We start from the raw sequence: 18,715 nt of genomic DNA, 5'->3' as shown, positions 1-18,715 counted from the left end.
CGGAGCGTTTCCACTCGGCAACGGGGAGCAGACTTCGAGGAAGCGTTCCGCGCGCGACTGGGGCAGGGATGGAGCACGGTTCCCGTGGATCAGGATCTTCGAGGGGGCTTCGGGCGAACGCCGAACCCCGGCTGTTCGCGTAGGTATTCACGGAGCCTGGGGACGGCGAAATTGACCAACCCATGCCCGTCGACAACGATCACGCCGGCGTCGATGAGACGGCGCCGATACATGCCGGCATATTGGTTGCTAACGGCCATGCGGGCGGCGATCTCGCTGGTGCTGGAGGGACCTTCGTCTTCGGCCATGCACAGCATGTAGGTCTGGTCGACGGATGACAGCGAGGTGTAGGCCGATTGTAGGACAGTGGCACCCATGCGCCGGCGGGCGGCTTCTACCCCGGCCTGCAAGGCGCCGTCGGTGACGGCGTTGCCGGCTTTGGCTGCCTTCTTCCACACGTGGTAGCCGACTAGTTGAATGAGGAACGGGTATCCGCCGGTCGCCTCCGAGATGTTGGCCAGCTGCTCGCGGTCGATGCTCACGCCGCTGTTCTTGAAAGTCTCCTTGAATGCATCCCGCACCGCAGGGATTTCCGCACTGTGCAGGTCGTAACGCTCGGCGCGGCGCAGGAACGTGGATACCCCGTCATTGAGTAGGTCGGAGACGGCCTTGGGTAGTCCTGCCATAGCCAGGGCGATCGGCAGGTCTTCGCGGATTAGGTGCTGGACCACGGCGGCAAGTTCGGATAGTTCGGTACGGTCGACAGCGTGTACTTCGTCCACGGTGACCATCAGCCCGGACTGATGTCCTTTCAGCCGACCGAGTAGCCGGGCTGCGAGGCGGCGCCAATGGACTTGCCGCTCCGGTGGAAGCTGGGTGTCGAAACGGACCGGGCCGAGCGTCAGGGAAGTAAGCTTCCGGGTTGGTGGTCCGTCCCCCAGTTCCTCGTCGGCGAGGCGAACGGACTCGGCAATCCGGCCCACTAGTCCGGGCGTCGCGGTTTCGGAGATCACGACCCAGCCGTGTTCGACGGCTTCATCCTCCATCTCCCCGAGCATGACGGTCTTGCCTACTCCCCGCGGCCCGGTGAAGATAGTGAGGAGTCCAGGTGCGCCCGGCCCATCCTCGATGCTGTCGGAGAAGTCCTCGCGCATGTCGTCGCGGCCGATGAGCAGTGGTGGCCGGGCTCCGGCGGTCGGCTTGAACGGGTTGGGCATCGGAAGTCCTTTAGACTCGTTTATAGTTTTTATACTCTTTATATTTCGAATCTTAGCAGTCGGCGCTGCAGGCGGCACCGGCACCTGCAGGAGAAACTGGTGGGATTCGCCGTCGTCGTGCATTCGCGGGAAGATGGGAACCATGGACAATGCCACCGGCCCCACCGGACAGCCAGCCGCCGACGAGCCCCATGGCCAGCCCACCGCGCAGCCCTGGGTCAGGAACTACCAGCCGGGCGTCCCGGCCGAGATCGAGCTGCCCACCGAATCGCTGATCGACATGTTCGAGCGTTCCGTGGCCGAGGCCGGCAGGACCCCGGCGCTGGAGTTCTTCGGCCGCCGCACCAGCTACCGCGACCTCGGCGAACAGGTCGAGCGGGCCGCCGAGGGGCTGCGCCGCCTCGGGGTACGCGCGGGGGACCGGGTCGCCCTCATCCTGCCCAACTGCCCGCAGCACGTCATCGCGTTCTACGCCGTGCTGCGCCTGGGGGCCATCGGCGTCGAGCACAATCCGCTCTACACCTCCCGCGAGCTGCGCCACCAGTTCGAGGACCACCAGGCCCGCATCGCCATCGTCTGGGACAAGGCCGCCGCCGCGATCACCGGGTTCCCCGCCGACATCGAGATCGACCACGTCATCTCGGTGAACCTGCTGGAGGCCTTCCCCACTGTCAAACGCGCCGCGCTGGCGCTGCCGGTGGGCAAGCTGCGCGCCACCCGGGCGTCGCTGACCGCCAAGGCGCCGGGCACGACGCCGTGGAAGAAGCTGCTCGGACACGGCCGCCTGGATGCGTCGCATCCGCGTCCGTCCGTCGGGGACCTCGCCGCGATCCAGTACACCTCGGGCACGACCGGCCGCCCCAAGGGGGCGATGCTCACGCACTACAACCTGTACGCGAACGCGCTGCAGGGCGAGGCGTGGATGGCCGGCGCACAGACTGGCAAGGAGATCCTGTACGCCATCCTGCCGATGTTCCACGCCTTCGGCATGACGCTGTACCTGACGTTCGGCATGCTCAAACAGGGGATGCTGGTGCTGTTCCCGAAGTTCGACCCGGACATGGTGCTGGACGCGATGAAGAAGTCCCCGGCGACCGTGTACTGCGCGGTCCCGCCGATCTACGAGCGCACCGCACTGGCCGCGCAGCAACGCGGGATCTCGCTGAAGTCCGCGAAATACTGCATTTCCGGGGCCATGAACCTGCCGGGCCACGTCGTCGAACTCTGGGAGTCGGTCTCCGGCGGGCTGCTGGTGGAGGGCTACGGCATGACCGAATCCTCGCCGGTCGCACTGGGCAACCCGTTCCACCCCACGCGCCGCACCGGGACCATCGGTGTGCCGTTCCCCTCCACGCTGATGAAGGTCGTGGACCCGGACGACCCCACCGTCGAGGTCCCCACCGGTGACCCCGGCGAACTGCTCATCCACGGCCCCCAGGTGTTCTCCGGCTACTGGAACAACCCGGATGAGACGGCCAAGACCCTGCTGCCCGGCGGCTGGCTGCGCACCGGCGACATCGTCACCGTGGACGACGACGGATTTGCCTCGGTGGTGGACCGCGCCAAGGAGCTGATCATCACCGGCGGGTTCAACGTCTCGCCCACCGAGGTCGAGACCGTGTTGCGCCTGCACGCCGACGTCAAGGACGCTGCCGCCTTCGGCAAGCCACTGGAGCGGGGCGGGGAAATGGTGGTCGCCGCCGTCGAACTCGAGCCCGGCGTGGACCTGGACGAGGCCGCGCTGCGCCAGCACTGCCGCGACCACCTGGCCGGCTACAAGGTGCCGAAGCGGATCGTGGCCATCGAGGACCTGCCGCGCTCGATGCTTGGGAAGATCCTGCGCAAGCAGGTCCGGGAACAGGTGCTGCCAGGACTGTGAGCCCGGCCGCCTGGACGACGAAGGCGACCGCCCCCGGACGCCGGCCCTCCAAGCGGGTGTTCCCGCACGTCGTCGATGCCGGTTGGTAAGGTGGAACGCTTGCCGGTGGGCGGTCAATCCACGCCACGAGCAGCTTTGCACGCGCGACCACCAGAGGAGGCCACCATGGCTGATCGAGAACACGACGTGGACGGGACCTACAACGTCCGTTGGACCCACAGCCTGAGCCGGACCGGCGACCGGGCGCGCAGCGTCCTGTACATCTTGGCGCTCGCCGTCGTCATCATCTTCGGCCTGCTGCACGTTACCGTCGTGGCCGTTCCCCTGGTGATGGCCTTCATCCTGACCGCCGCGATCTCGCCGGTGGTCACCTGGCTGCGCCATCACGGCTGGTCCGCCGGGTTGGCCACGGCGACGACCTTCCTTGGCCTGCTGATCGTCATCGGTGGGGTGCTGACCGCCGTCGTCATCGCGATCCGATCCGAATGGGCCTCGCTGGCCTCGCAGGCGGGGGAGCGGGTCGAGGACCTGTGGGCCACGCTGAAGAGCAGCCCGCTGCCGATCGACGAGTCCATGCTGCAGAAGGCCAAACAGTCAGTGAGCGGAATCCTGGGCAGCCAGCAGACCGAGGCGGAGGCGCTGGCCGCTGCCGCCCAGGCGACCGCGATCGCCACCGGGTTCGTCCTCATGGCCGTCATCCTGTTCTTCTTCCTCAAGGACGGCCGGGCCATGTGGGTCTTCGCCATCCAGAAGCTGCGCGGTCGGCAGCGTGCCAAGGCGCGGGTGGCCGGCATCCGGGCCATGGCGGTCCTGGGCGGCTACGTCCGCGGCACGGCGATCGTCGCCACCGTCGACGCGGTGCTCATCGGCGCCAGCCTGCTGATCCTCCAGGTCCCGTTGGCCGTCCCCCTGACCGTGCTGATCTTCATCGGCGCGTTCATCCCGATCATCGGTGCCACCGTCACCGGCCTGCTGGCCGCCCTCGTCGCCCTGCTCGGCGTCGGCCCGGTGGCTGCGGTCATTGTCATCGTGGTGGTGGTCGTGGTCAACCAGCTCGAGGGCAACCTGCTCCAGCCGGTCGTCATGGGCCGGACCCTGCAGATCCACCCATTGGTGGTGCTGCTGGCGCTGGCCGTCGGCGGGGTCATCGCCGGGGTGCTCGGTGCGATCCTCGCGGTCCCGCTGACGGCGGCTGCGTGGGCGGCACTGCAGGTCTGGGCCGGCGTTCCCGCGAGCCGCGCAGGGGAGTCGGGGCTGGTCGGCGGGCATCAGTAGGGTCAGAAAGTTTGGCCGGAACTCGCTGGACCGTACCCCTACTGAAGCGATGAGGTGAGCCGGGCCAGATTGTCCAGGACCTTGTCGCGAATCGGCCGGCCTATCCAGTCGTCCAGAAGCAGCTCCCGGCTGTTGGCGCGGTACAAATCCTCGACGGCGCGCATCTGGCCTACCGTGGATCGCCCGTGGACCAGGACGGAAACCTCCATGTTGAGGCTGAAGGAGCGGACATCCATGTTGCTTGAACCGATGACCGCCACATCGTCATCGATGGTGAAATGCTTCGAATGGATCACGCTGGGTGCCCGGTACAGGTAGATCCGGACACCGGACCTGAGCAGGGCTTCGTAGTACGAGCGTTGTGCGTGGTAGACCATGGCCTGGTCGTCGATTTCGGAGACAAAGAGCTCCACATCCAGTCCCCGGGATGCCGCCGTGATGATGGCCAGCAAGATCGATTCGTCGGGAACGAAATAAGGGCTCGTGATGCTCCCACAATGTTCGGCCTTGTTGATGAGTGCGCGATCGCGGCCGAGGTTTTGCGGTTCGCCCAAACGAGGACGGCAGCCACTGCGGCGAAGGCGGCGTGCAGCAGAAGGCCCACGAGGGCGACGATGTCGATGTCCTGCGCCCACCCTGGCATCGCCTGCTATCTGGCCTTCCGGGGGCGCTACCGGGACAGGAGGATCGAAGCGATGGCCGGCTCATGCCCAACGATTAACACGTTCCGAGCCCGAAGTAAATCTTCGCCCAACACAACCTCAGGCGATCTGGACGCTTCGACCGCCTTATACGTACTCGGCTGAGATGCTGCCTCCGGCTCCTGTGCCACATCAGCGCGGACCAGACCAGCAGTCCGATCGTGGCCACTTGCTTGCCGGGTCGTCCCCGGGGGGCCTATTGCTTCGAGAGGTCCCCGCCGAGGGTGAGTTCGGGTTCGGTGGCCGCACGGACCTCCTCGATGCTCACTCCCGGAGGGGTCTCCACGAGCACCAGCCCGTGATCGGTGACGTCGATGACGGCCAGATCGGTGATGATCCGGTTCACCACGGCCTTGCCCGTCAACGGAAGCGAACACTCGTTGACGATCTTTGCGCTCCCGTCCTTGGCCGTGTGTTCCATCAAGATGATGACCTCGCGGGCACCATGGACCAGGTCCATCGCGCCCCCGGGCCCCTTGACCATCTTGCCCGGGATCATCCAGTTCGCCAGGTCCCCTGTAGCGGAGACCTGCATCGCGCCCAGGATCGCCGCGTCGATCTTCCCTCCACGGATCATCCCGAAACTCGTTGCCGAGTCAAAGAAGCTCGCCCCGGGATTGACCGTCACGGTCTCCTTCCCGGCATTGATAAGATCCGGATCCAGATCCTCCTCCACCGGATAGGGGCCAACGCCGAGGATCCCGTTCTCGGACTGCAACACCAGCGTCCGGCCCTGCGGAATGTAGTTCGGTACCAGCGTCGGCATCCCGATCCCCAGGTTCACGTACGCCCCGTCGACCAGCTCCTGCGCGGCACGGGCCGCCATCTGTTCACGTGTCATCGCCATCGTCTTCAGGCCTCCTTCGTCGTCGAACCGGCAGCAGCCGTACGCACCGTGCGCTTCTCGATCGGCTTCTCGATGTCCTTGCCGACCTCCAGGACCCGGTGAACGTAGATGCCGGGCAGATGGACCTCGTCCGGATCGATCTGCCCGGGCTCCACCAGCTCCTCGACTTGGGCGATGCAGACCTTCCCGGCCATCGCCGCCGGAGGGGCGAACTGGCGGGTCGCCTTGTTGAACACCAGGTTCCCGTGCTTGTCGCCCTTTGCAGCGTGGACCAGCGCGAAATCGGTGACGATCGATTCCTCCAACACGAACTCATCGGGCTCACCACCCGGGGCGAAAGTGCGCACCTCCTTGGGCTGCGAACCCTGCACGATGTTGCCCTCGGCATCATACTTCTGCGGCAACCCGCCCTCTGCGACCTGCGTGCCGACCCCGGTCCGGGTGTAGAACGCCGCGATCCCGGCACCACCGGCCCGCAGCTTCTCGGCCAGGGTCCCCTGCGGAGTCAATTCCAGCTCCAGCTCACCGTGGAGGTAACGGCGGGCGAATTCCTTGTTCTCCCCCACATAGGAAGACGTCATCTTCCGGATCCGCCCAGCGGCCAGCAAAACACCCAATCCCCAACCGTCGACACCACAGTTGTTCGAAACAACCGAAAGATCCGTTGCCCCCTGCTCCAACACGGCCTGGATCAATGCCATCGGATTACCCGAGAGCCCGAAACCACCCACGGCAATCGAGGAACCATCCCCGACATCAGCCACGGCCTCAGCAGCCGACCCGACGCTCTTGTCCAACGCCATGGCTAGAACCCCACCTTGTCCGCACCCTTGAGGTGGAGCATCTCACGTGCTTCGTCTGGGGTGGCGACGTCGAAGTTCAGGGCCTCGAGGATCGTTCGGATGCGCGTGACCTGTTCGGCATTGGAAGCCGCCAGTTGTCCGGGGCCGATCCACAGGGAGTCCTCCAGGCCCACGCGGACGTGTGAGCCCATGGCCGCCCCAATGGTGGCCAGCGGCATCTGGTTCTTGCCGGCCCCGAGGATCGACCAGAGGTACTCCTCGCCGAGCAGGCGGTCGGCGGTGCGGCGCATGTGCATCAGGTCCTCCGGGTGGGCGCCGATCCCGCCGAGCAGACCGAAGACGGATTGGACGAAAAGAGGCCCGCGCGCCAACCCGCGTCCGTGGAAGTGGGCCAGGTTGTTCAGGTGCGAGATGTCGTAGCACTCGAACTCGAATCGGGTGTCGTTGGCGTTGCCGATCCCCAGGATGGTCTCGATGTCGGTAAAGGTGTTCTTGAAGACGAGGTCGCGGGACTTCTCCAGGCCCTCGCGCTCCCATGCGTGCTGGAACTCGGGGTAGCGGTCCAACATCGGGTAGAGCCCGAAGTTCATCGAGCCCATGTTCAAGGAGGCCAGCTCGGGTTTGAACGTGGCGACCGGCAGCATGCGTTCCTCGACGCTCATGTGGGGGGAGCCGCCCGTCGTGATGTTGATGATCGCGTCGGTGTTGGCCTTGAGCTTTTCGAGGATCGGTTCGAAGTGCTTCGGGTCCTGTGAGGGGCGGCCGTCCTTGGGGTCACGGGCGTGCATGTGCACGATCGCCGCACCTGCCTGGGCGGCCCCGATCGCCGCATCTGCGATCTCGTCGGGGGTGACGGGCAGGTGGGGGGACATGGTGGGGGTATGGATGGCGCCGGTGACGGCGGAGGTGATGATGACTTTGCGGTTGGAGGCCATGGTGGATCCTTTGGTGGTGGAGCTGAAGATTTTGATGCGTACGGAGATTTTCGCCGGGGCTAGTAGAGCTTTTCGGTGTTGCCGTCCACGGCCATCGCCTGGCCGTTGACACTGCGGGCAAGATCGCTGGCTAGGAACACGGCCATGTTGGCGATATCGGACGCCTCGACCAGCCGGTTCAACGACGACTGGCGGTGGTAGAGATCGGAGACCTCCTCCACGGGCTGCCCCAGCATGGCGGCCTTGGCCTCGATGACGGCGTCGATGCGTGGGCCGTTGACGGCACCGGGGCAGATCGCATTGACGCGGATGCCGTCGTCGCCCAGTTCGATGGCAAGGGTCTTGGTGAGTCCGACGACGGCCCATTTAGAGGCGGAGTAGGGGCTCCGGCCCGCCATGCCCAACCGTCCGGCCGCCGAGGACAGGTTCACAATCGAACCCGCTTCGGCGGCGCGAAGCAGTGGCAGCGCGTGTTTGATGCAGTAGAACTGCCCGTGCACGTTCACGTCGAACGTCGACTTCCACGCGGCGGAGTCCAATGTCTCGATGGGGCCGGTTGGTCCGGCGATCCCTGCATTGTTCACCAGGACGTCCAGGCCGCCTAGCTCGGCGGCGACGGTCTCCATGAGCGTGCGGACCTCGTCCTCGTCGGAGACGTCGCTGACTGCAGCGGCGAACCCCGCATCGAGGGCGGCAGTGACGGCTTCTTGGTTGATGTCTGTGACGAATACGGTGGCCCCGAGCTCCTGGAAGCGGCTGGCAATGGCGAGCCCGATCCCGGCGGCGCCGGCCGTGACGAGGACCCTGCGGCCCGTGTAGCTCAAAGTGGTGGAGGCCATTGGTTTTCTCCTTGAATCGGTGGGTGGTGTGGGTGGCCGGGGGATCCGGCAAACGCATGGCTAGTGGCCGGAAATCGTGGCCTTGGCCGGGTCCTCCGCACCGCGCTTGAGCCAGCGCGTGAGGACCGCGCCGATGAGGCACATGGCGACGATGAACCACAGGCCCGCGAATTTGGACCCGGTGGCGTCCTCCATGAGCCCCATGACGTAGGGGCCGAGAAAGCCGCCGAAGAGGCCGACGGTGTTCACGAAGGCGATACCGCCGGCAAGCGCGGCGCCGGAGAGTCGGGTGGCGGGGTAGGTGAAGAGGATCGGTTGCAGGGCGAAGAAGTTGAACGCGGCCAGGCAGAAGCCGAGCAGGCCGAGGACCGGACCGCCGATGGCTCCGAGCGTGAAGCCGGCGACGATGCCCACCATCGTGCAGGTGGCAATCATGCGCGATCGGCTGGCGTTGGTGGCCAAGCGGGGAAGCAGGAGCGCACCGGCAGCGGAGAAGATCCACGGCACTGCGGTCAGCAGGCCGATTTGGATGGTGCTCAGTTCCCCGTAGGTCCCGATGATCGAGGGCAGGAAGAAGCTCAGCGCGTACACGGCGATCTGGTGGGTGAAGTAGATGCCGACGACCAGCAGGATCTGCTTGTCCTTTAGGACGTGGCGCAGTTTCGAGTTCCCGGACGCCTGGGCACCGGCTTTCTCCTCGACCGCGATACGGCATTCCAGGTCTTCCGCCTCGGCACGCGTGAGGAACGTGGCATCGGTCGGCTTGTTTGGAAGGTACTTCCATACGATGAATGCCAGGGCGCACGCGGGCAGGCCCTCGATGATGAACATCCACTGCCAGCCATGCAGGCCGCCCATGCCGTCCAGGGTTAGCAGCACGCCGCCGAGCGGGGCACCGATGATGTTCGCCAGTGAGACCCCGAGCAGGAACAAGCCGTTGGCCTTGGCGCGGTCGTTTGCAACGAACCACTGGGTGAGGAAGTAGATGACGCCGGGGAAGAGCCCGGCCTCGGCAATGCCGAGAAGCATGCGCAGGATGTAGAACGACCACTCGCCCTGGACCAGGGCCATGCAGGCCGAGAGGATTCCCCAGGTGATCATGATGCGCATGATCCAGAAGCGGGCTCCTACCTTGTGCATGATCAGGTTCGACGGGATCTCGGAAAGGGCGTACGTCAGAAAGAACAGGCCCGCGCCCACGCCGTAGGCGGTGGCGGAAATGCCGAGGTCGATCTCCATGCGGTCCTTGGCCATGCCGATGTTCGTGCGGTCCAGGAACGCCATGACGTACGCGGCGATCAGCAGCGGCATGATGCGCCGGAAGATGAGCTTGTTGACGATGTGCGGTGGCCTCATTGCCGTCGCTTTCGTGGGTATGGACATGACTGCCTTCTGGTTGATGGGTGTGCGGGGGTAGGGCCTATGGGATCGTGCCCCTCGGCGGGTGTTTTGTGGTGCCGCGTCGGTGTGCTGCCAGCGGCGCTGGGGTTGTTCCTGCGCCGTGGTGGGTTGCGTGTCAGTCGGGCGGGTCAGGGGGGCAGCCGCAGGTGGTACCCACGTGGATGCGGTGCTCGCAGACAGTGTGTGCGTAGGTGGTGCGCGGGGTGGTGATTTGGTTGAGGAGGAGCTCGAAGGCCCGCGCGGCCATGGTCTTGACCGGCTGGACGATGGTAGTCATGCGGATCAGCCGGGAGCGGCTGTGCGGCAGACCGTCGCTGCCGACGACGGCGAGGTCCTCGGGAATGCGCAGGCCGAGCGCGAGGGCGTGCTCCATGACGCCGATGGCGATCTCGTCAGAGCCGCAAACGATCGCCCGCGGGGGAGCGGGGGAGCCGAGCAGCTTCTCGGCGGCGACCAGGCCGCCGTCGGAATTGAGCCGAGTGCTGATCTTGCGCTCGCCGGAGATGACGACGCCGGCCGCGGCTGCTGTGCGCACGAATGCCTGCTCGCGGGCGAGCGACGCGGTGGAGAAGCGCGGGCCGATCACCGTCGCGATCTCGGTGTAGCCGTGGGCCAAGATATGGGACATCAGGGCGGAGGCTGCGGCATCGTCGTCGATGCCGACGAAGTCGCCGGGGATGTGTTCCGATCGACGGGAAAGGTAGACGTAGGGGATGTGCTTCTGGCGCAAGGTGCGCAGAGCGCGCGAGTCCTCACGCAGCGCCGCGGCGATGATGACCCCGTCGACGTTCCGCGCTGCTAGCGTTGAGGCGACCTGGGCCAGGGATTCCGCGTCGTCCTGGGTGGTGGCAACAAAGACCTCGAAGCCCTCGGCGGCGGTGGCGGTGATGATGTGCTGGGCCCACCCGGTGTACATCTGGTTCACGATGTTCGGCAGGATCAACCCCACGACACGGGTGAGTTGCGGGTCGGGAAGCCGGCCGTGCGTCGATGGGCGGTATCCCAACTCGTTGGCGACTTTGACAATGTGTCTTCTGGTGTCGGCTGAAACACCGGGTTGGCCGTTCATCACGTAGCTGACGGTCGCAGCGGAAACGCCACAGGCACGGGCCACAGAAGCCGCGGAGACCCTAGTCGGACGAAGGGCCACTTCTGCGGGTGCGAGGACCGTACCGACGCCGTTCGACATGGCTTCTCCTTCCGTTGGGGCTTCCGGGGTGATCGAGGCATCTCGTCACTGTGATGTCTATTACAGGTCGCGTTCCAACAATTAAGCAACGTTAAGTTCGCTCGCTCAAATCGTCTTAAGGATTTTTGGACAGATGTGAATCGCGAAACGCTTCATCTTGACAGTAGCTAGGCCCTGATCGCGTGGGAGCATCTCGCGCACGCGCACTGGCCGCTACCGTAGGAGCGGCGGGGGAGCACCGCCGTCGTGCATCATCTGACAGGGAGGTCACGTGCAGCAGCCCGACCCGCCCGGATGGAACCGCAAGCTGGCGCTGCTCGTCGCGTGCACGATGTTCATGGAGATCCTCGACGGGAACATCCTGGTCACCGCCGCCCCGCAGATGGGCCGCGACTTCGGGGTCACCAGCGCACAGATGGGCCTGGCGATCACGGCCTACCTGATCACGGTGGCGACGTTCATTCCCGTGGGCGGGTGGCTGGTCTCGCGGTTCGGGGCGCGGCGGGTGTTCTGCACCGCGATCGTGCTGTTCACGCTGGCCTCGGTGCTGTGTGCCGCCAGCCCGGGGTTTGGCGTGCTGGTGGCCGGGCGCATCCTGCAGGGTCTCGGCGGCGCGATGATGGTCCCGGTCGGACGGCTGGTGGTCCTGCGGGCCACCGACAAGGTCGATCTCATGCGTGCAATCGCCTACATCACGTGGCCGGCCCTGCTCGCCCCCGTGCTGGCGCCGGTCCTCGGCGGCGTGCTGACCGAGTATGCCAGCTGGCACTGGATCTTCCTGATCAACGTCCCGTTGGGCGCGTTCGCGCTGGTGGCCGCGCTGCGGCTGGTGCAGGACCGGGAGACTGAGCCGCGCCGGCTCGATGGGCCGGGCCTGGTCCTGGTGGTGCTCGGGGTCGGTGGGGTGCTCGCAGCGATGGAGCTGGCCACCGGTGCACGGCATCCCGTGGTGGCCGTGGTGGTGCTGGCGCTTGCGGCGGCAGCGTTGGCGCTCGCCGTCCGGTGGCTGCTTCGCGCGCCGATGCCGCTGCTGGATCTGCGGGTTTTCCGGGTGGCGACCTTCCGCGTGGCGAACTCCGGCGGGTTCGTCTACCGGGCCGTGGTGAACTCGGTTCCTTTTCTGCTGCCGCTGATGTTCCAGGACGGGTTCGGCTGGTCCCCGGTCACCGCCGGGCTGCTGGTCATGTGCGTGTTCGTGGGCAACGTGGGGATCAAGCACACGACGACGCCGCTGATGCGCCGCTTCGGGTTCCGGCCCGTGCTGTTGGGATCCGTCGGGGCCGGCGGGATCGTCATCGCCTCCTTCACGCTGCTGGACCCGGGGACGCCCGTGGCGGTCATCGTGGTGCTGCTGGTGGCCAGCGGCGCGTTGCGGTCGATCGGCTTCACGGCCTTCAACTCGTTGCAGTTCGCCGACGTGGACGCACCCCAGTTGACGTCGGCCAATACGCTGTCCGCCACGGTCTCGCAGCTGGCCTCCGGGCTCGGGGTGGCCGTGGCCGCGCTGCTGCTGCAGGCTGCGGCCGGCGGCGGGTGGCTGCCGGACGGCGGGCTGGTCAAGTACCAGGTGGCGTTCGTGGTGATGGCGGCGTTGACGCTGCTGCCGCTGGCCGGGGCCCTGCGCATGGAGTCGGGTGCCGCCGCCCACGTCGCCGGGCGGTAGATACGCGGGCATCTGGTTCAAGATCCGTGGAGCGGGAACCCGGGACGGGCGCCTCCGGTCGCCCCTACTTCGGCTCGCTGAGCTGGGCCATGGCAGCGTAGAGCTGCGCGTCGGTCATCGGCGGCTCGGGGATCGCATGGGCACGCTCGGCCCGGTAGGCGTCGAGCATGAGGTGGAGCTGGCGGCGCCACGCGTTGGGTGCCGTGGTGCTGGTGGCGTCGATCATCCGGCCGTTGGACCAGATGAGGTTGACGATGTCGGCCTGGGTGATGTCGGGGCGGGCCGCGCCGGCTTCCTGGGCCCGGGCGAGAACGTCCTCGATTTGCCGGCACATCTGGTCGTGGATGTGCTCGGTGTCGGCGTTCTCGGGGAAGCGGCGGGAGAGGAAGTCATTGAAGCCCCGGTCCCCGGCCTGCACGGTGAAGAGGTTTTCCAGGTAGTAGACGAATCCTTCCCATGGGTCCTCCATCTCCTGGGCCTTGGTGGCCCCTTCGAGGAACTCCCTGAGCCGGGGAGTGAAGGCGGCGATGAGCAGGTCCAGGCGTGTCGGGAAGTGGCGATACAGCGTGCCGATGGCGACGCCGGCCTCGCGTGCGATCTTCTCCAGGGAGGCATCCACGCCGTGTGCGGCGAACCCGCGCTGTGCCGCGGCGATGAGCTTGTCGCGGCGCTCCCGGGCATCGCGGCGCCGGGGCATCCTCGCCTGCTCTACGTCGCTGCGGTTCACACGCATCACTCTACCGCCGATACGGAGGGTGGCCTCAGTTCCTGCGTGGTCCGGGAGTCTGGGGGAGCGCGGTGGGCCCCTAGGACCTCCCGCCAACCCGGGGATCCCTCCGGAATAAAGTGAGGCACTCCTCCGGTTACACGAACATCAATACCGGAGGGGTGCCTCACCTTGGTGCTCCGGCTCGACCGCCACGGGAGTGGCGACGATTAACACCAACGAGCCCGTCGCGTCGGCAAGACGTCCACAACCCAGCCCCATCTCACAGTAGGAGACACATCATGACCACCACCACCATCACCATCATCGGTTCGGGCAACATGGCCACCGCCATCGGGGCCCGGGCGGCAAAGCACGGCCATGCCGTCGAGCTCATGAGCCGCAACGCCGCCCAGGCCCAGGCGCTGGCCGACCAGATCGGCAACGGAACCACCGTCGGCACGTTCGGCGCCCGGCCGGCAGGTGACATCGTCATCGTCGCCGTCCTGTACGCCGGAGCGGTCGACGTGGTCGCCCACTACGGCGATGCGCTGGACGGCAAGATCGTCGTTGACATCACCAACCCGTTCAACGCCGACGCCAGCGGACTCATGACGACCGAAGGCCACTCGGTGGCCGAGCAGATTGCCGCCGTCGTCCCCCAGGGCGCCCACGTCGTGAAGGCCTTCAACTCGATCTTCGGCGGCGTCCTGGCCCAAGACAGGCCCCTGGACGGGTTCTTCGCCGGCGACAGCGCCGAGGCGAAGGCGCGCGTCGGGGAATTCCTGGAGAGCCTGGACATGCGGCCCCGCGACGTGGGAGGGCTGCGGATGGCCTCGGCCCTTGAATGGGCTGGCCTGCTCCTGGTGGGGCTGGCCAGCAACGGCGCCGGCTTTGACGTCGCCTTGGGCGCCGAAGGCCACTGACGGCCACTGACGGCTCGACTGGGTCTGGGCGGTCGTTGGGAGGCGACCGCCCAGACCCAGGCGTCGCCTGGTGAACCGATCGGCGTCGTCGACCCGGTCCCGCCCCGGAATCGGAAAGTCAGGAGAAGTTGATGCCCCCGTCGATCAACACGGTTTGCCCGGTCATGTGGTCCGAGTCCGGGCCCGCCAGAAAGGAGACCAGTTTGGCGACGTCCTCCGGTTCGGAGACCCGCCCGGCCAGGATGTTGTCCACCTGCTCCTGGAGGGCGCTGCCGCGCGGCTTGCCGTCCCGTTCGGTGAGCTTCTCGTCGATCAGATCCCACATGGCGGTGCCCACGACGCCGGGGGCATAGGCGTTCACGGTGATCTTATGCTTGGCGAACTCCATTGCCGCGGCCTGGGTCAGGCCGCGCACGGCCCACTTCGTGGCCGAGTAGGAAGCCAGTACGGGGAAGGGTCGGAAGGCGACGATCGACGCGGCGGCGATGATCTTCCCGCCGGTCCCCTGCGCGATGAACTTCCGTGCCGCCGCCTGGTACGAGTAGTAGACGCCCTTGATGTTCACGTCGATGATGCGGTCCAGGGCGTCGGGTTCGACGTCGAGGATCTCGTCGACCTGGGCGATGCCGGCGTTGGCGATGAACACGTCCAGATCGCCCAGGGCATCGGTGCCCTCCTCGATCATGCGCTCCACGTCCGCGGGGTTCGAGACGTCGCCGGTGACGCCCACCGCCCGTTGCCCGCGCTGTTCGACGGCGGCGACCGCCGCATCGATGTTCTCCTGGGCGCCGGGGACGTCGGCGATGATGATGTCCTGGCCGTCATCGGCCAGCCGCTCGGCGATGGCCCGGCCGATGCCCCGGCCGGCTCCGGTGATGAGTGCGACGCGTGAAGTGGTTGCTGTCATGGTGCTTCCTCCTGGTGGCGGCCGCTCGGGCTGGGGCGGCGCTCGGGGGTGGTGGGGCCCGATGCGACCAGCCTGTGCCCTGCCTCACGTTCCCGGGCAGCCCCTGTATCGCAGAGCGAGAAAGGAGGCACCGCCGTCGTGCCCGGTGTTGCCTGCCCGGGGCAGTGGCGTTGCGCCCGCGCTACCAGCCGCGCTCGCGCCATTCGGCCAGGTGCGGCCGTTCGGCGCCCAGCGTCGTGCCGTCCCCATGGCCCGGGTGGACGACGGTGTCGTCGGGCAGGACGTCGAAGACCCGCGCGGTGACATCGGCGATCAGCGAGGCGAAGTGCCCGGGATCGCCGAACGTGTTGCCGACCCCGCCGGGGAACAGCGAGTCCCCGGTGAAGAGGTGGGCCGGGCCGGCCGGGTCCCGGTAGAGCAGGGCGACCGAGCCGGGGGTGTGGCCGCGCAGCTTGATGACCTCCAACGTCGGGGCGCCCCCGATGTCCAGCGGGCCGGCGTCGAGCGCCAGATCGGTCGGCACCTCAATGTCCGGCACGTCCTCGGTGCCGGCGGCGGTCCGGGCGCCGGTCTCCCGGACCAGCTCGTCGAGCGCCCGGACGTGGTCCCAGTGCGAGTGCGTGGTCACGATGCAGGCCACCCGGGACGGTTCCGATGAGTCCGCGCGGGCCTGGTCGAGCATCGCCCGGATGGCGTCGGCGTCGTCGGCCGCGTCGATGAGCACCTGGACGCCGGTGGTCTTGGAGGTCAGCAGATACACGTTGTTCGCCATCTCGCTGACGGAACGGCTGCGGATGGTGATTTCGTCGAGATCAATCATGGGTTCAGGCTATGCGATCACCCGCGGCGCGTGCGCGGACATTCTCACCAGCCGATAACCATAGTTGGCGTGAATGTGATGCGGGGCACAGACTGCTGGTACGGCTTCCCGGCCGCGGCGTCCCCCTGCCGCGGCGGGGGACCACCACGTGACCGCTACCAACCGAGGTGACAACAATGGTGTTTCCCGCCAAATATTCGGCACTCAACGCCCTGGAACTCTCCGATGAGGCCCGCCGGATCCTGACCCGGATCATCCGGGTCGCTTTCCCGCACCCGCAGTTCCCCGACGGCCCCTACGAACGCATGACGGCCAAGATCATCGAGGCGTCCGAGGAGTCGCGCTGGTTCCGCATGGCACTGACCCAGGGCCTGGTGACCCTGGATACGCTGACCGAGGAGCACTTCCTGGACCTGCCTGATGACCGGGCCCTCGCCGTGCTCAAGCGCATCGCCGACCTGGAGTTCTTTGGCTTCATCCGGCGCACCGTCGTCCTGAACCTCTACGACGACCCCGAGGTCTACGAGGCGCTGGGCTACGAGGGCGAGTCGTTTTCGAAGGGCGGGTACATCAACCGCGGCTTCAACGACCTCGCCTGGCTGCCCGATCCGCGCATCGAGGAGAGCACCGAGACGCTGACCGAGGTCGGCCCGCTGCCGTACCAGGTGGCCCGCCGTGCACCGGACGAGGGGATCGAACCCGTCGGCGACGTCTTCCAGGGAACCGGAACCGTCCAGGAAGGACAGACACGATGAGCACAGAACAGACGTCGGCACGCTTTGACTACGACGACGATTCCGTGGTGGTGATCATCGGCTCCGGTGCCGGCGGCGGCACCCTGGCCCACGAGCTGGTCGGCAAGGGGATCAAGGTCGTTCTGCTCGAGGCCGGGCCGTACCTGAAGAACGAGGACTACCACCAGGACGAATGGGCCGCGTTCAACCAGATGGCCTGGCTGGACCCGCGCACCACCTCCGGATCCTGGCGCATCGCCCGGGACTTCCCGAACCTGCCGGCCTGGATCGTCAAGGCCGTCGGCGGCACCACCACCCACTGGTCCGGGGCCACCCCGCGGTTCAAGGCCCACGAGTTCAAGGCCCGCACCACCTACGGGCGCATCGACGGTGCCAACCTGCTGGACTGGCCCATCACCCTGGCCGACCTGGAGCCCTACTACGACCGCGCCGAGCAGAAGATGGGCAGCACCCACCGGCACGGGCGCCCGCCGCTGCCGGCGAACAACAACTACAAGGTCCTGGCCGCCGGCGCCGAACGGCTGGGCTACAAGCACTACTCCACCGGCCCCTACGCCACCAACGCCGAACCCTATGACGGCCGACCCGCCTCCATCCAGGACGGGTTCAACTTCCAGGGCGACAAGAACGGCTCCAAGTGGTCCACCATGGTCTCGGAGATCCCCAAGTCGCTGAAAACCGGCCTGCTGGACCTGCGACCGGATTCCCACGCCGTCCAGGTCACCCACACCGCCGGGGGCACGGCCGACGGCGTGAACTACATCGACGCCGATGGCAATGTCCAACGCCAGAAAGCGCGCATCGTCGCCGTCGCGGGCAACTCCATCGAGACCCCGCGCCTGCTGATGCTTTCGGCCTCCCCGCTCTTCCCCGACGGGCTGGCCAACTCCTCCGGCCAGCTGGGCCGCAACTACATGCGCCACACCACCGGCTCGGTGTACGCCAAGTTCGATCAGCCCGTGAACATGTACCGCGGCGAGACCATGGCCGGGCTGATCGCCGACGAATCCCGCCACGACGTGGACCGCGGATTCGCCGGCGGCTACTACCTGGAGACCATCTCGCTGGGCCCGGCGTTCCTGGCCAGCTTCGTGGACCCCGGCGCCTGGGGCCCGGACTTCACCGCCCTGCTGGACGACTACGTCAACACGGCGGGTCTGTGGGTCATCGGCGAGGACATGCCGCAGGAGTCGAACCGGATCACGCTGAACACCACGGTGACCGACCGGCTCGGGCTGCCGGTGCCCAACGTGCACTTCGACGACCACGCCAACGACGTGGCGATGCGCGACCACGGCTACCAGCAGGCTTCCCTGCTCTATGAGGCGGTCGGCGCGACCTCGAGCCACCGCACCCCGCCGTACCCGTCCACCCACAACCTGGGCACGGCGCGCATGAGCGAACGCCCGGAGGACGGGGTAGTCAACGCCTACGGACAAACCCACGACGTGCCCAACCTGTTCATCTCCGACGGCTCGCAGTTCACCACCGGTGCCGCGGCGAATCCGACGCTGACGATCGTCGCCCTGGCCATCCGCCAGGCCGAGTACATCGCCGACCAGCTGGCCACCTCGGCGCTCTAGGAACAGCGCCACCGAGTACGACGACGGGGCTCGCCTGGCGCGGGCCCCATCGTCGTGCGCCCACATAGTGGTGGGAGCCTCTTGGCCGCTGCGGTCTACGCGAGTAGGATTGAATCAGACTAGGGAGTTTTGATTCACATGGATGTTGCACGTCGTATTTCTACCGCGCGGCGGACTTTGCCCAACATGACCCAACGCGACCTTGAGGCCGCGACGGGGATTAGCCAGTCCACGCTTCACCGCATTGAGGCGGGCACAAGGGCACCCAA

At 66.8% G+C, this 18,715-nt stretch carries 16 protein-coding genes and 2 pseudogenes; 7 read left to right on the top strand and 11 right to left on the bottom strand.

Going from position 1 to position 18,715, the window contains the following annotated elements; genetic code table 11:
• Positions 1-89: 89 nt before the first annotated feature.
• Positions 90-1,217, bottom strand: a complete 1,128-nt coding sequence (locus AC1MEQ_RS08095) for an ATP-binding protein (protein WP_479795568.1) — start codon at positions 1,215-1,217, stop codon at positions 90-92.
• Between the two features lie 142 nt (positions 1,218-1,359).
• Here AC1MEQ_RS08095 and AC1MEQ_RS08090 point away from each other — a divergent pair, with 142 nt between their 5' ends.
• The gene (locus AC1MEQ_RS08090) at positions 1,360-3,096 is read left to right on the top strand and encodes a long-chain-fatty-acid--CoA ligase (RefSeq protein ID WP_479795566.1); all 1,737 of its coding nucleotides are present in this window, start codon (positions 1,360-1,362) and stop codon (positions 3,094-3,096) included.
• A gap of 165 nt (positions 3,097-3,261) precedes the next feature.
• On the top strand, positions 3,262-4,371 hold the full coding sequence (locus tag AC1MEQ_RS08085; protein WP_479795564.1) for an AI-2E family transporter: 1,110 nt from the start codon (positions 3,262-3,264) through the stop codon (positions 4,369-4,371).
• Positions 4,372-4,409: 38 nt separating this feature from the next.
• Here AC1MEQ_RS08085 and AC1MEQ_RS08080 read toward each other — a convergent pair.
• The 7 genes and pseudogenes from AC1MEQ_RS08080 to AC1MEQ_RS08050 form a co-directional block, all read right to left on the bottom strand.
• Positions 4,410-4,889: pseudogene (locus AC1MEQ_RS08080) on the bottom strand (phospholipase D-like domain-containing protein); the annotation flags it as partial.
• Positions 4,890-5,268: 379 nt separating this feature from the next.
• Positions 5,269-5,919: a CoA transferase subunit B gene (locus tag AC1MEQ_RS08075; protein WP_479795562.1), complete on the bottom strand. Its 651-nt coding sequence runs from the start codon at positions 5,917-5,919 to the stop codon at positions 5,269-5,271.
• Positions 5,920-5,924: 5 nt separating this feature from the next.
• Positions 5,925-6,722, bottom strand: a complete 798-nt coding sequence (locus AC1MEQ_RS08070) for a CoA transferase subunit A (protein WP_479795560.1) — start codon at positions 6,720-6,722, stop codon at positions 5,925-5,927.
• A 2-nt stretch (positions 6,723-6,724) separates the two neighbouring features.
• Complete coding sequence (kce, locus tag AC1MEQ_RS08065) at positions 6,725-7,657, bottom strand: 3,5-dioxohexanoate:acetyl-CoA acetone transferase (protein ID WP_479795558.1); 933 nt, start codon at positions 7,655-7,657, stop codon at positions 6,725-6,727.
• Positions 7,658-7,716: 59 nt separating this feature from the next.
• Positions 7,717-8,496, bottom strand: coding sequence for an SDR family oxidoreductase (locus AC1MEQ_RS08060; protein ID WP_479795556.1), 780 nt, complete (start codon positions 8,494-8,496; stop codon positions 7,717-7,719).
• A 60-nt stretch (positions 8,497-8,556) separates the two neighbouring features.
• Entirely contained in the window at positions 8,557-9,852 is a 1,296-nt protein-coding gene (locus AC1MEQ_RS08055; protein WP_479795554.1) for an MFS transporter, read from the bottom strand.
• A 160-nt stretch (positions 9,853-10,012) separates the two neighbouring features.
• A complete protein-coding gene (locus AC1MEQ_RS08050) occupies positions 10,013-11,086 on the bottom strand; it encodes a LacI family DNA-binding transcriptional regulator (protein WP_479795552.1) in 1,074 nt (357 codons plus the stop codon).
• A 271-nt stretch (positions 11,087-11,357) separates the two neighbouring features.
• Between AC1MEQ_RS08050 and AC1MEQ_RS08045 the strand changes: the two genes are divergently transcribed.
• On the top strand, positions 11,358-12,749 hold the full coding sequence (locus tag AC1MEQ_RS08045) for an MFS transporter (RefSeq protein ID WP_479795550.1): 1,392 nt from the start codon (positions 11,358-11,360) through the stop codon (positions 12,747-12,749).
• Between the two features lie 64 nt (positions 12,750-12,813).
• Here the strand turns inward: AC1MEQ_RS08045 and AC1MEQ_RS08040 are convergent, their stop codons facing one another.
• On the bottom strand, positions 12,814-13,482 hold the full coding sequence (locus AC1MEQ_RS08040) for a TetR/AcrR family transcriptional regulator (protein WP_479796090.1): 669 nt from the start codon (positions 13,480-13,482) through the stop codon (positions 12,814-12,816).
• Positions 13,483-13,757: 275 nt separating this feature from the next.
• Between AC1MEQ_RS08040 and AC1MEQ_RS08035 the strand changes: the two genes are divergently transcribed.
• A complete protein-coding gene (locus AC1MEQ_RS08035; RefSeq protein WP_479795548.1) occupies positions 13,758-14,381 on the top strand; it encodes an NADPH-dependent F420 reductase in 624 nt (207 codons plus the stop codon).
• A gap of 118 nt (positions 14,382-14,499) precedes the next feature.
• On the opposite strand, the gene AC1MEQ_RS08030 is transcribed toward AC1MEQ_RS08035, so the two are convergent.
• Both AC1MEQ_RS08030 and AC1MEQ_RS08025 read right to left on the bottom strand, forming a co-directional pair.
• Complete coding sequence (locus AC1MEQ_RS08030) at positions 14,500-15,288, bottom strand: acetoin reductase (protein ID WP_479795546.1); 789 nt, start codon at positions 15,286-15,288, stop codon at positions 14,500-14,502.
• Between the two features lie 181 nt (positions 15,289-15,469).
• Positions 15,470-16,108 carry an MBL fold metallo-hydrolase gene (locus tag AC1MEQ_RS08025; RefSeq protein ID WP_479795544.1) on the bottom strand — a complete coding sequence of 213 codons (639 nt, stop codon included), beginning with the start codon at positions 16,106-16,108 and terminating at the stop codon, positions 15,470-15,472.
• A 176-nt stretch (positions 16,109-16,284) separates the two neighbouring features.
• Here AC1MEQ_RS08025 and AC1MEQ_RS08020 point away from each other — a divergent pair, with 176 nt between their 5' ends.
• The 3 genes and pseudogenes from AC1MEQ_RS08020 to AC1MEQ_RS08010 form a co-directional block, all read left to right on the top strand.
• Positions 16,285-16,863 (top strand): hypothetical protein, encoded by a 579-nt coding sequence (locus AC1MEQ_RS08020; protein ID WP_479795543.1) that lies wholly within the window; start codon positions 16,285-16,287, stop codon positions 16,861-16,863.
• The gene (locus AC1MEQ_RS08015; protein ID WP_479795541.1) at positions 16,860-18,446 is read left to right on the top strand and encodes a GMC family oxidoreductase; all 1,587 of its coding nucleotides are present in this window, start codon (positions 16,860-16,862) and stop codon (positions 18,444-18,446) included. The genes AC1MEQ_RS08020 and AC1MEQ_RS08015 overlap by 4 nt, the downstream gene beginning before the upstream one ends.
• Positions 18,447-18,584: 138 nt before the next feature.
• Positions 18,585-18,710 (top strand): annotated as a pseudogene (locus tag AC1MEQ_RS08010) (helix-turn-helix domain-containing protein); the annotation flags it as partial.
• Positions 18,711-18,715 lie beyond the last annotated feature (5 nt).

The sequence above is a fragment of the Arthrobacter sp. ASL1 genome, from assembly GCF_056680475.1.
Note: the sequence above shows the minus strand (reverse complement) of the source record. Positions and strands in the feature narration are given on the sequence as shown.

What these genes read in the sequence shown, in the direction of transcription:
- AC1MEQ_RS08020 (WP_479795543.1), top strand. Translation starts at nt 16,285, where the DNA reads ATGGTGTTTCCCGCCAAATATTCGGCACTCAACGCCCTGGAACTCTCC.
- AC1MEQ_RS08070 (WP_479795560.1), bottom strand. Translation starts at nt 6,722, where the DNA reads ATGGCGTTGGACAAGAGCGTCGGGTCGGCTGCTGAGGCCGTGGCTGAT.
- AC1MEQ_RS08040 (WP_479796090.1), bottom strand. Translation starts at nt 13,482, where the DNA reads ATGCGTGTGAACCGCAGCGACGTAGAGCAGGCGAGGATGCCCCGGCGC.
- AC1MEQ_RS08085 (WP_479795564.1), top strand. Translation starts at nt 3,262, where the DNA reads ATGGCTGATCGAGAACACGACGTGGACGGGACCTACAACGTCCGTTGG.
- AC1MEQ_RS08060 (WP_479795556.1), bottom strand. Translation starts at nt 8,496, where the DNA reads ATGGCCTCCACCACTTTGAGCTACACGGGCCGCAGGGTCCTCGTCACG.
- AC1MEQ_RS08015 (WP_479795541.1), top strand. Translation starts at nt 16,860, where the DNA reads ATGAGCACAGAACAGACGTCGGCACGCTTTGACTACGACGACGATTCC.
- AC1MEQ_RS08035 (WP_479795548.1), top strand. Translation starts at nt 13,758, where the DNA reads ATGACCACCACCACCATCACCATCATCGGTTCGGGCAACATGGCCACC.
- AC1MEQ_RS08090 (WP_479795566.1), top strand. Translation starts at nt 1,360, where the DNA reads ATGGACAATGCCACCGGCCCCACCGGACAGCCAGCCGCCGACGAGCCC.
- AC1MEQ_RS08025 (WP_479795544.1), bottom strand. Translation starts at nt 16,108, where the DNA reads ATGATTGATCTCGACGAAATCACCATCCGCAGCCGTTCCGTCAGCGAG.
- AC1MEQ_RS08095 (WP_479795568.1), bottom strand. Translation starts at nt 1,217, where the DNA reads ATGCCCAACCCGTTCAAGCCGACCGCCGGAGCCCGGCCACCACTGCTC.
- AC1MEQ_RS08055 (WP_479795554.1), bottom strand. Translation starts at nt 9,852, where the DNA reads ATGAGGCCACCGCACATCGTCAACAAGCTCATCTTCCGGCGCATCATG.
- AC1MEQ_RS08030 (WP_479795546.1), bottom strand. Translation starts at nt 15,288, where the DNA reads ATGACAGCAACCACTTCACGCGTCGCACTCATCACCGGAGCCGGCCGG.
- AC1MEQ_RS08050 (WP_479795552.1), bottom strand. Translation starts at nt 11,086, where the DNA reads ATGTCGAACGGCGTCGGTACGGTCCTCGCACCCGCAGAAGTGGCCCTT.
- kce (WP_479795558.1), bottom strand. Translation starts at nt 7,657, where the DNA reads ATGGCCTCCAACCGCAAAGTCATCATCACCTCCGCCGTCACCGGCGCC.
- AC1MEQ_RS08075 (WP_479795562.1), bottom strand. Translation starts at nt 5,919, where the DNA reads ATGGCGATGACACGTGAACAGATGGCGGCCCGTGCCGCGCAGGAGCTG.